This is a genomic window from Gracilibacillus timonensis, from assembly GCF_900086715.1.
Classification (GTDB): domain Bacteria; phylum Bacillota; class Bacilli; order Bacillales; family Amphibacillaceae; genus Gracilibacillus; species Gracilibacillus timonensis.
Genome location: NZ_FLKH01000012.1, coordinates 1371367 through 1382911, shown reverse-complemented (window position 1 = coordinate 1382911; position 11545 = coordinate 1371367). Strand labels below are relative to the sequence as shown.

Genomic DNA, 11545 nt, shown 5'->3' with positions numbered 1-11545 from the left:
TCGTCAAATGAAGCCAAAAATCGGCTTCATTTTTGTTTTTTATTATAAGGTAAAAAGTATATAATACAATAGAACATTGCTGGTCTTGAAAAAGAATAAGAAAAGGTGGGGCAGGTTTAAGTCTGTTTTTCCTTAAGAAACAGAGGACTGCCACTCCGCTTTGGATTATAATAGTTTATAAGAATTTCTGTTTGAATAATAATATAATCTATATAAGTTGAATTAAATAATTTCTCATTGATTGGATAGGTGCTCTTGACCTACTCACACGAATGGGTCAAACATGGATCAAACGAGGTATTAACAGGAAATAATGTGAACATAGACTTGCTTGTCACACGTTTTTGTTACATTTATAAATTTACATATATACTCCGTAAAAAATAAATAATAATGGCGGTGCTCTAATGATAAAAATGGCAAAGCGTATGAAAGACACAATACTTTATTGGGAGGTTTGGCAGGATGGGAAATACTTAGTCATCCACCATGGTACGGTTGGAGATACTGGAGAATCTGAGAAGCAGAAGGTACCAGCATTTCAAAAAGGACAAAAAATAATGGGAAAGCTAGCAAAAGAAAAAGCAGCTGAAGGCTTCGACTATTTGGATGAAGATAAGTTATTCCAGGTTGTTATTCAGTATACCTACGAAGAAAATGAAATGGAAGCAGCATTCGATCTTAGACAGTCTATCGAAGAACTAATGAATGAATGCTTAGGTTGGACAGGAAATGGTGCTTGCGACGGTGGAGATATTGGGCAAGGAACGGTTAATATTTTTAATTACGTGATAGATGTGAACATAGCTGCAAAAACCATTATAGAAGAACTGAAATATATTGGAATTCTGGAGCAATCAAAACTTGCTTATGTACGCCCAGGCGACGACGCATATATCACTTTATATCCAGAAGAAGCGACATTTTGGTTTGATGTAACTTATGTGAGGAGAAATGGTGGTTAGTAAAAGCAGACAGAATCAAAGACCGCAAAGAACTATGCCTCGTTCTTTGCGGTTTGTTCTTGTAAGATAGGAAAGTTTATAATCCTTGATATAATAGAACTTGGAATGATTTCGATCTTGAACGAATCGCGATACCTATACGTTGAATGATGTAACATAACGAGTCCACCTATGCGATATCGTAAAGTTGATCGTTTGTCGGTACTAGAAAGCGCAGATAAAACGATCAAACTCACCGTTCCGTAGAGGGCTCTACTTAATCCCTCTCCTTTTTCATTTTTTTTATGGTTTCTTAGTTAACGTAAAAAATGCAATAAAACCAATCAACGAAGTAGTGAACAATGCAGCTCCCATCGGAATGGGGGTAGTCTCATCTAAACCGACCAGCGGAGCGATAATGGAGCCCATCAGCATCGGTGACATGCCTAGGATAGCACTGGCGCTGCCGGCGTGGTTTGCTTGGTTTTTCATGGCGAGCGAAAAAGAACTGGTTAATACAATACCAATCGTAAACATATGAATAAAGATTGGTAATACAATCATCAGCAGTGGACCTTTGATTATGGTCATTACTAATAACAAGGAATTAGCGCTTAAAGAAATAATGACGCCTGTTCTTAATAAGGTTCGCTCGGGTATGTAATCACTTAATTTGCCGACAAGGGCATTTCCGGAGATGATTGCCAAGCCGTTAACACCGAATAATAAACTGAAAACCTGTGGTGAAACACCATATAGGTCTTGATAAACAAACGGTGTACCTGCTACATAGGCAAACGTACCTCCTTGTACAAAACAGACGACTATCGCATAACCGACAAAGCTTTTATCGGTTAATAAGGCACCCATCGTTTTAAACGTGCCAATAATCGAAGCCGGCTGTCTTCTCTCAACTGGTAAGGATTCCTTTATTTTAAAGATAACAAGTGACACCAAAAAAAGTCCGAACAGGCATAAGACAAGGAAAATAGTATGCCACGTAGCAAACGGCAATAATAAAACCGCTCCACCACTTATCGGGGCAACCATCGGAGCTACGGCATTAATCACCATTAACATGGCAAAGAATTGCGTTAACTCCCTGCCCGAGAATTTATCTCTTACCATTGCTCTTGATAATACAATACCTGCAGAACCAAAGAAACCTTGTAAAAAGCGTGCGACAATCAACACAAAAATATTAGGGGCTATTGCACAGATTAACGATGCTATAGCAAACAAAGACAAACCAATAATTAACGGTTTTTTTCGACCAACCGAGTCGCTTATCGGTCCAATTACCAGTTGCCCAATCGCAAGCCCGATAAGACAAGCCGTTAAACTGAGTTGCACAAGTGAAGCACGCACCGAAAAATCTTCGGCAATCATCGGGAAGCTGGAAAGATACATATCAATATTAAAAGGACCAATCATTCCTAACAATGCTAATAAAAATGCTAAGCCGATCTTTTGTTTCCAGTTCCATTGTTCCGTTTTTTCTGACATTTTCATCACCTTCCCAATTATTCTATTATAAAGGAAGGGGGTAGGGAAGTATAGTTTTGAGATTGAGAGAATACAAGTGTTAATGTCTGTCCAACTTCTTACTTGCACCTATTAATATCCAAATATGAATTGATTTCTTCATAGGATGCCACGAAACAGAAATAATAATACTGGATTCTCTTACCACATAAACATTATAATAAAATGAGTTAATCTAATAAACATGTTTTATCATAGTGCTAGCTGTCCAGTTAGAGATAAAAAACTCCACGGATGGCAGTCTAGCTTTATCATTTCGTTAAACGGTAGGTGAATAGTCATTGCGAACGATACTTTCTTATTTGGAAGGTTATAAACTGCCAGCAGTGGTAGCTTTTTCACTTATGCTTGTGGAGCTATCAGTAGAATTAACGCTTCCTTTGTTTCTTGGTTTTATGATCAACCAGGGAGTGATCGAACAGGATATGGGGAATATTGTATGGTGGGGCAGCTTGATGATTGGATTGGCATTCCTCTCTTTCATCGCAGGAGTGATTAACTCTTTTTTTGCCTCTCATGTGAGCTTTAGCTTTGGATATGATATCCGACAATCCTTATTTAAAAAAATACAAAGGTTCTCGTTTGCTCAGCTCAATCAATATCCGACTTCTGCATTGGTTACTCGCTTTACCAACGACATCCGTCAAATACAAAACACGATATTTATGGGCTTACGAATTATGGCCAAGGCACCATTGATTGTGATAGGCGGTGTCACTATGGCCGTTATTGTAAATCCTAAGTTGGCAGCTATTTTCTTTATTACTGTCCCTTTGCTAGTGCTGTTCTTATTATGGATATTAAAGCTAACCAGTAAGTTATTTGGTACCGTGCAGGGTAATGTTGATCGAGTCAATCAAGTAATGCAGGAAAATTTGGCTGGGATGCGACTGATTAAGGCCTTTTCTCGCCAGTCATTCGAAAAAACTCGTTTTGATGGTGCTAATACGGCCCTTGCAGACTCGACTAAAAAAACATTTCGTATTGTCGAATCGACTGGTCCGATTTTGCTATTAGTGATGAATTTCAGTTTGATTTTTATCATCTGGTTCGGGAATGCACAAACTCTTGCTGGACAGGCGAATGTTGGTGAAGTAGTAACGATGGTAAACTACGCGTTACGTGTCTCGATGTCAATCTCTATGTTTTCTTTTATCATCATGGGTATCTCACGAACAAAAGCCTCGGCGGACCGGATTGCAGAAGTATTAAATCTGGATAAAGAATCTAACAACGAAGTTCTTGCACCAGCTAAAATAAAAGGAGAAGGAAGTCTTCGTTTTGAACATGTTTCCTTTCATTATCCGGAGGCAAAACAAAATACATTGAAGAATATTTCTTTCCAAGTAGCACCTGGCCAGCACTTGGCAATGATTGGCGCAACCGGATCAGGAAAAACTTCTCTTTTCCAGTTAATCCCTAGGTTATATCAGCCGTCCGCGGGAACGATTTATCTTGACGATGTACCTATTGAAGATTTAGATGTCAAGCAATTGCGGGGGCAGATTGGTTATGTACCACAAAGTCCTTTGTTATTTACGGGATCGATTTATGACAATATCGCTTTTGGCAAAAACGATGCCACGATGGAAGAGGTAGTGCAGGCAGCCAAGGATGCACAAATTCATGAGACCATTACACAGCTTGAGGGGCAATATCAAACACGTGTCGGTCAAAAAGGAGTCAATCTTTCCGGTGGACAAAAACAACGTATTTCTATCGCACGGGCCCTTATTCGAAAACCTAGTCTGTTAATGCTGGATGATAGTACGAGTGCTCTTGATTTGGCGACGGAATCGCATTTGTTAAGTGCTTTAGAGCACTATGAATGTACGGTTTTGATCATTACACAAAAAATATCTACGGTAAAAAAATCAGATCTAATTCTCTTGCTTGATAACGGAGAAATTCTCGATATTGGCACACATGACCAGCTATTCGATCGTTCAACATTCTATCAAGCAATTGTTCGTTCACAAGCAGAAAAGGAGGCGGAACATGCGAAATAATTCCTTGAAAGCTCCCTTCCAATATGAGCGCATTGGGTTAGATAACGTAGGGAAGAAACAAACCAAAAAGGCCAAATATATGGGGGCGACATTACGGCGTATTTGGAGATATCTGGTTCTTGAAAAAAGAAAGCTAACCTTGGTTATTTTCATGGTCTTAATCAGTTCTGCCTTTGCCTTACTTGGTCCTTTTTTAGTAGGAAGGGCTATCGATGATTTTATTGTCACGCAACAGACGACTGGCCTTATTACCCTTTTAATTGGTTTACTAATTGTTTATTTGATCCATTCGTTTTCTTTGTTTCTGCAAAATTACTGGATGGTCGGCATCGCACAAAACACCATCCATACTCTGCGTCGTCATTTATTCGAACAGTTTCATCGACTGTCGATATCCTATTTTGATAAACGACAACATGGGGAACTAATGAGCCGCCTGACAAATGATATTGATAATATTAACAACACCTTAAACCAGTCCGTTATCCAAATATTTTCTAGTGTTTTGACATTGACTGGTACGGTTATCGTGATGCTTTATTTAAGTCCTATCTTAACCCTTGTCACCATGTCTATTATTCCTGTCATGTATCTCGCCATGCGTTGGATTACGAAAAGAACCGGACCACTCTATAAATTACAGCAGCAAGATTTAGGTGAGGTAAACGGCTATGTGGAAGAGATTGTTTCTGGTCAGCAGGTGGTGAAGACTTATTCACAAGAAGATTATGTGGTGCAATCTTTTGAGAAACGAAATGATCGATTAAAAAATACTGGTTTTTGGGCGATCACCATTTCCGGTTTTATTCCTAAAGTAATGAATATGCTAAATTTCCTTAGTTTTGGTTTGATTGCCTTAATCGGCGGAATGTTGGTGATTGCCTCTGATAATTCCCTTGTCACGGTTGGTACCATCGTCATTTTTACGGAGTACGCCAGACAGTTTACTCGGCCATTAAATGAACTGTCTAACCAGTTTAATTTGCTGTTATCTGCCATTGCTGGTGCAGAACGGGTCTTCCAAGTGATGGATGAACCACAAGAAGATTTAGACGAGGATGACGCAGAAATAATACATGATACGAAAGGACACATCATTTTTGATCAGGTTTCTTTTGGATATGAATCGCAGAATACGTTAGCCGACATATCGTTTGAGGCCAAACCAGGTGAGACGGTAGCATTTGTCGGTCATACTGGTGCTGGGAAAACAACCATCATTAATTTACTTTCTCGCTTTTACAACTATGACAGTGGTTCGATTACGTTGGATGGCAAAGATATCAAAAAAATTAAACGAAGCAGCTTGCGGCAGCAAATGGCCTTTGTCTTACAAGATGCCTTTCTCTTCCATGGAACCATTCGTGAAAATATTCGATATGGAAAATTGGATGCGACCGATGAACAAGTGCAACGGGCCGCCATTCATGCCAATGCTCACGATTTTATTGAGCGCTTAGAGCTTGGTTATGATACCGTTTTGGATCAAGAGGGCAGCGGTATCAGTCAAGGGCAAAAACAATTATTGACCATTGCTCGTGCCTTACTTGCCGAACCGAAGATTCTTATATTAGATGAAGCAACTAGTAATATTGATACGGTCACGGAATGGAAAATCCAAGAGGCATTAAAACGATTAATGAAAGGTAGAACCAGCTTTGTCGTTGCTCACCGTCTCAATACGATTCGTGAAGCAGACAAAATCATTATGTTGGAAAATGGTAGGATTATCGAACAAGGAAATCACCAGCAATTGCTGCAACAGAAAGGTCATTATTATCAATTGAATCAATAAAATATCCTAAAGAAACAGTCTTTATGCTGAAAAAACCTGGATTACATCCATTCAAAAATGACAACCTAAAAAACGTGGAATCACAGGAAAAAGGCAGTCATCTCAAAAATGAAGACCCAAAATATGCTCATCCCATACGGAAGAATTAGGTGAACTTCTACCTGGCATATCTTGCACGCTCGTAGGTGCACTACCCTGTACACTATATATTCTGTACAAGTCTCCGTATAAATTGACTACATAAAAAAACGCTATATCCCGTTGCTTATACGGTTTATAGCGTCTTGTATGATTCCGACTGGTCTCGAACCAGCGATACCCAAAATTGGTGAGTGATGATTTCTTATCATGTGTGGATAGAGGGCTGATCAAATTTGAGTTATGATACCTGTTGGTTTTGAAACAACATCTATTTTGAGATCACGTAAAAACAAGCTTTGACAAGAATGTAGTTTGAAACTACCCTTAACAACAGAAGAAGCACACTAGGCGACATTTGCAATGGTTGATATGATGTCACCATATTCCAGCGACCAAAGTTAGTCTATTGAACGATGATTTTGATTTATACAGGCTTTAATCAGTTTTCGAGATATATTATAAACAAATAACATCTTAAAACTGAGAGCGGCTTATTATTCGTTTTAAAGTGGTGATATCGGAAACCTAAAAAGGGAATTTTAAGACACTATAAAAAAAGAAATACCATGCAAAGTTAAATGTATTATAGTATGCAATGTATGATATTTTTCCAAGCTGTTTAACACATTTTAAGCGATAATAATACATTTTTGTGCCTAATTTGTGCCTAATAGCCTTTTTGTCTGAAGCACGCATAGATAAACAAAAACGCTCATCCCATACAGGACAAGCGTTTCAACGTATGATTCCGACTGGTCTCGAACCAGCGACCTCTACCCTGTCAAGGTAGCGCTCTCCCAGCTGAGCTACGGAATCGTGATGCTATGGTGATTGATTGTAAAAGGGTGACAACTCCCATAGATATTATAAATATAATCTTGATAGTTTGTCAATCGTTACTTTTTTCTATATGTTTTTTGGTGATAGCTAGTAGATAATAAGGTGAAATTCCCATCATAACAATAACTCATTTATCAGAATTGACAAATGATTCACTTCAAGGCCTTTCACCGATGAAATTGCATAGGGTTACGATGGGGGCGTTTGAGTTGAATGGTGAAGCGGAGTAGCAAATATGTGAAGAAGTACCTCGTCTCAAGGCACTCCTTTCACATTATCCCTGTTTTAACTTTTCCACCATACTGGCATCCGGTGTCACAAACAAGGTTTTCTGATTATCATACGTAACAAACCCAGGTTTGGCTCCGTTCGGCTTTTTTACATGTCTAATTAATGTGTAATCGACAGGTACCGATGAAGAATGCCTCGATTTGCTGAAATTGGCGGCCAGCTGAGCAGCTTCGTGTAAGGTGTTCTCCGTAGGTTGTTCGGAACGAATGACGACATGGGAGCCTGGTATATCTTTTGTGTGCAGCCAAATATCATTTTTACGTGCGATGCGATTGGTTAAATGTTCATTCTGCTTGTTGTTTTTTCCAACCAAGATTTCGGTGCCATCAGAGGAAAGAAACCGTTCAGGTGTTGGTTTGGTAGGCTTTTTCTTCTGCTTTTTTTGAGCAGCTTTTCTTTTGAGATAGCCTTGTTCTTGTAATTCTTCACGAATTTCTTCAATATCATCTTCTCGTGCCGTCTCGATTTGTTCGATGATTTCATCCAAGTAGCGGATCTCTTGATGGGTTTTCTTTTTTTCTTCCTCGACCATTTGTTTTGATTTTTTCAGCTTCTGATATTTTTTGAAGAGGCTTTGCGCGTTCTCGCTGGGAGATTTGTTCTCATTTAATGTAATCACTCGTTTTGCCTGCTCAGGGTCATAGTAATCCATTACCTCGACTTCTTTATCACCTTTCTGCACTAAATGCATATGCGCCGTTAATAACTCGCCGTCTTTTTGATACGTATCAGCCTTTTCCGCATCCTTCAAGGTTTGATCCAGTTTCCCTAATTTACGTTTGTTCTTTTTTTGTTCGTTGCTTAGCAACCGGGATAAGTCTCCAGCTCTTTGTTTGACGCGGTCTCGTTCGGCTTTACCGGAGTAAAAGCTATCCAACATGGAGCTGACTGTTTCAAACTTGGTGATCTCACCCTGTTCGTTAGATAGCGGCAGGACATAAAATGATTCCTTTTTCCCTTGTGATATATAGGGTTGAAAATGATTGTCTAAAATTTGCTTTTGGAAATGGAGAAATGCCTGCTGATATGCCTGGGTATCTCCAAGGTTGGCCTGACGGACTATTTCTTGTGCCAAGACCGTTGACACCCCCATATAAGTGTCAGCGATTTGTTTCTCCAGTTTGCCACCATTAAAGTCCAGCTTGCGAATAAAAGTATCACCATCTATCGTTAATGGATTGATCTTCCCTTGATCTGGAGGCTGTATATAGCTGCTTCCAGGTAAGATCGATCGATGCCTGTTTTGAGCAGGTGAGACATGCTTTAAACTATCAAGAATGACACTTTTTTCTGGATCCAATAAAATAATATTACTATGTTTTCCCATGATTTCGATGATGAGCGTTTTCAGGCTTTGATCGCCTATTTCATTTTTGGTTTGAAAGTGGATATGAACAATACGCTCGTTCTCAATTTGTTCTACCGATTCAATAAAGCTTCCGCTTAGATATTTACGCAGCATCATACAATACATCGATGGCTCTGTTGGATTATGATAACTGTCTTTGGTTACATGCATTCTCGCATAACGGGAATGAGAACTGATTAACAGTTGTTTATTTTTACCGTATTGTCTCACTGTCAGTAATAATTCTGAGTCGGTTGGTTGATATATTTTTAGTACGCGTGCTGAAGTCAATGCTTGCTGTAATTCATGTGTGATTGCTCTTGTTACTATACCATCAAATACCATATTATCACCTCGAATTTTCATTATATCATATTTAGGAAGAAGAGATGGTTGCAAAGAATTATTTGTCTTTACTTGTTTACTTTTGGTAGGATATAGTAGGACAACAAAAAAAGATGGATGTGACATCGCTATGCGAAGTATGACTGGATTTGCCAGAGAAGTATTACAAGAAGAGGACGTAACGATCGTAGTGGAGATGAAATCGGTCAATCATCGTTATTTGGATATCTCCTTTCAAATGCCTTCTTTTCTGTACCCGATTGAAAATCAATTAAAGAAACAAATACAGCAACAGGTTCAACGGGGGAAAGTGTCCGTATCCCTTGATATAACAGGTGCTTATACCAAGAATCAGGTGGTCCAAACGAATTGGAATTTAGCGAAACAGTACCTGGAACAATTAAAAGAACTGCAGAACGCCTATCAATTGAAAGGGGATATCACGATTGATATGCTTGCCAGTTTCTCGGATATTTTTGCATTAGAGGAAAAGGAACTCGACTTGTCAGGGATAAATGTAAAGGTGCAAGAATTGATGGATTCAGCCGTATGGCAATTAAATCAGATGCGCCAAACAGAAGGGAAAGAGTTGGCAAATGACCTCATCTCACGTATCCAAAATATCGAATCAAAAATAAAAAGGTTGGGTGAACGGCGAAATATTGTTATAATAGAATACCAGGAGCGAATAATCAGTCGTATCAGACAATATCTTTCCCATACTTCGGTTTACGATGAAACAACAATCCTTTCTGAAGTGGCATTAATGGCAGAAAAAGGGGACATCACGGAAGAAATAACTAGAATACATAGTCACCTGAAGCAGATGCGACAAATCGTCAAGGAAAGAGACGCAAAAGGGAGAAAATTAGATTTCATTGTACAGGAATTAAATCGAGAATTGAATACGATTGGTTCCAAATCAAATGATCCTTGGATTAGTGAACAAATTGTTTATTTAAAGAGCGAAACGGAAAAAATGAAAGAACAGATTCAAAATTTGGAATAATAATGATTGGTAATAAGGATCGATCGTTTTAAATTTTCCAGTCGTGTAATCCAAACCCATCTGGCGTTTTTTGGTTATTTCGCTTGAAATAGCGTTGTACGTTTGGCTAATAATTAAGGGGGAACTTGAAGTGAGTTTGAAGTTAATTAACATCGGTTTTGGCAATGTGGTATCAGCGAATCGAATTATTTCGATCGTTTCACCAGAGTCTGCACCGATTAAACGTATTATTACCGTCGCAAGAGACAATAATAAATTAGTAGATGCGACGTATGGCAGAAGGACAAGAGCCGTTATTATCACCGATAGTGATCATGTCGTACTATCGGCTGTGCAGCCGGAAACAGTAGGGCAGCGAGTACTTAGTCATGATGAAATCAACGAAGAATAATAGGAGGAAACAAGTTGATAGAAGAGAAGGGAATATTATTTATACTTTCTGGTCCATCCGGAGTAGGGAAAGGCACAGTAAGAAAGGCATTATTTGAGCAGGACACCAATTTAAAATATTCCATCTCGATGACTACCAGAGCGATGCGAGAGAATGAAAGAGAAGGGATAGATTACTTCTATCGCACGCAGCAACAATTTGAAGAAATGATCGAGCAAGGGAAAATGTTGGAATATGCCAAATATGTAGGGAATTATTATGGTACCCCTAGACAGTATGTAGAAAATACTATCGAGAAAGGCCATGATGTATTTCTGGAAATCGAAGTGCAAGGGGCGATGCAAGTCAAACAGAATTTCCCTCAAGGTGTATTTATTTTTCTAATACCGCCAAGCCTGGAAGAGCTAAAGAACCGGATTGTCGACCGCGGTACAGAAACCGAGGATCTCATTACGGATCGCTTGGACGAGGCACGTAAAGAAATTGAAATGATGGATTACTATGATTATGTAGTAGTCAATGATAATGTAGACACAGCAGTTAAAAAAGTACAGGCCATTGTACAAAGTGAACATTGCAAGAGGGAAAGAGTAGCAACACAATACAATAAAGCCTTATTGGAGGTAGATAGCAAATGATATTAGAACCATCCATCGATAAATTACAAACCAAAATTAATTCAAAGTATACCTTGGTAACCTTGTCTGCTAAACGAGCACGTCAGATTCAGATAAATAAACGTCATCAATTAGAGTCACCAAAAGCAGCTACGTATGTAGGGCTTGCTTTGGAAGAAATCTTAGAAGAGAAGCTGACAGTAGACCCGGATCAAGAAGCACCTGCTTATGAATAAATGGTGAGGTTCAAAAGTTCATATAAAACACTTT

The 11545-nt window shown here is 38.9% G+C and carries 9 protein-coding genes and 1 tRNA gene; 7 read left to right on the top strand and 3 right to left on the bottom strand.

Annotation, left to right across the window (positions count from 1 at the left end; genetic code table 11):
• Nucleotides 1-407 precede the first annotated feature (407 nt).
• Nucleotides 408-965, top strand: coding sequence for a hypothetical protein (locus BN6556_RS17735; RefSeq protein ID WP_066194060.1), 558 nt, complete (start codon nucleotides 408-410; stop codon nucleotides 963-965).
• A gap of 282 nt (nucleotides 966-1247) precedes the next feature.
• Here BN6556_RS17735 and BN6556_RS17730 read toward each other — a convergent pair whose 3' ends face one another.
• Nucleotides 1248-2450: a Bcr/CflA family efflux MFS transporter gene (locus tag BN6556_RS17730; RefSeq protein ID WP_066194057.1), complete on the bottom strand. Its 1203-nt coding sequence runs from the start codon at nucleotides 2448-2450 to the stop codon at nucleotides 1248-1250.
• A gap of 320 nt (nucleotides 2451-2770) precedes the next feature.
• On the opposite strand from BN6556_RS17730, the gene BN6556_RS17725 reads away from it, so the two are divergent.
• Together BN6556_RS17725 and BN6556_RS17720 are read left to right on the top strand one after the other, a co-directional pair.
• Nucleotides 2771-4498: an ABC transporter ATP-binding protein gene (locus BN6556_RS17725; protein WP_066194054.1), complete on the top strand. Its 1728-nt coding sequence runs from the start codon at nucleotides 2771-2773 to the stop codon at nucleotides 4496-4498.
• Nucleotides 4488-6293, top strand: coding sequence for an ABC transporter ATP-binding protein (locus BN6556_RS17720; protein WP_066194052.1), 1806 nt, complete (start codon nucleotides 4488-4490; stop codon nucleotides 6291-6293). The genes BN6556_RS17725 and BN6556_RS17720 overlap by 11 nt, the downstream gene beginning before the upstream one ends.
• An 884-nt stretch (nucleotides 6294-7177) precedes the next feature.
• Here BN6556_RS17720 and BN6556_RS17715 read toward each other — a convergent pair.
• Both BN6556_RS17715 and BN6556_RS17710 read right to left on the bottom strand, forming a co-directional pair.
• A tRNA-Val gene (locus tag BN6556_RS17715) sits at nucleotides 7178-7250 on the bottom strand.
• 298 nt (nucleotides 7251-7548) lie between these two features.
• The gene (locus BN6556_RS17710) at nucleotides 7549-9258 is read right to left on the bottom strand and encodes an Rqc2 family fibronectin-binding protein (RefSeq protein WP_066194049.1); all 1710 of its coding nucleotides are present in this window, start codon (nucleotides 9256-9258) and stop codon (nucleotides 7549-7551) included.
• 130 nt (nucleotides 9259-9388) lie between these two features.
• Between BN6556_RS17710 and BN6556_RS17705 the strand changes: the two genes are divergently transcribed.
• The 4 genes from BN6556_RS17705 to rpoZ all read left to right on the top strand — a co-directional run bounded on the left by BN6556_RS17705 (nucleotide 9389) and on the right by rpoZ (nucleotide 11511).
• A complete protein-coding gene (locus BN6556_RS17705) occupies nucleotides 9389-10267 on the top strand; it encodes a YicC/YloC family endoribonuclease (protein WP_066194046.1) in 879 nt (292 codons plus the stop codon).
• A 130-nt stretch (nucleotides 10268-10397) separates the two neighbouring features.
• Nucleotides 10398-10658 (top strand): extracellular matrix/biofilm regulator RemA, encoded by a 261-nt coding sequence (remA, locus tag BN6556_RS17700; RefSeq protein ID WP_066194043.1) that lies wholly within the window; start codon nucleotides 10398-10400, stop codon nucleotides 10656-10658.
• A gap of 14 nt (nucleotides 10659-10672) precedes the next feature.
• Entirely contained in the window at nucleotides 10673-11296 is a 624-nt protein-coding gene (gene gmk / locus BN6556_RS17695; protein WP_066194039.1) for a guanylate kinase, read from the top strand.
• Nucleotides 11293-11511, top strand: coding sequence for a DNA-directed RNA polymerase subunit omega (rpoZ, locus tag BN6556_RS17690; protein ID WP_286171930.1), 219 nt, complete (start codon nucleotides 11293-11295; stop codon nucleotides 11509-11511). Before gmk ends, rpoZ begins: the two co-directional genes overlap by 4 nt.
• Nucleotides 11512-11545 lie beyond the last annotated feature (34 nt).

Excerpts from the sequence above, each read along its gene's own strand:
- BN6556_RS17735 (WP_066194060.1), top strand. The coding sequence starts at position 408 with ATGATAAAAATGGCAAAGCGTATGAAAGACACAATACTTTATTGGGAG.
- BN6556_RS17730 (WP_066194057.1), bottom strand. The coding sequence starts at position 2,450 with ATGTCAGAAAAAACGGAACAATGGAACTGGAAACAAAAGATCGGCTTA.
- BN6556_RS17720 (WP_066194052.1), top strand. The coding sequence starts at position 4,488 with ATGCGAAATAATTCCTTGAAAGCTCCCTTCCAATATGAGCGCATTGGG.
- BN6556_RS17710 (WP_066194049.1), bottom strand. The coding sequence starts at position 9,258 with ATGGTATTTGATGGTATAGTAACAAGAGCAATCACACATGAATTACAG.
- BN6556_RS17705 (WP_066194046.1), top strand. The coding sequence starts at position 9,389 with ATGCGAAGTATGACTGGATTTGCCAGAGAAGTATTACAAGAAGAGGAC.
- rpoZ (WP_286171930.1), top strand. The coding sequence starts at position 11,293 with ATGATATTAGAACCATCCATCGATAAATTACAAACCAAAATTAATTCA.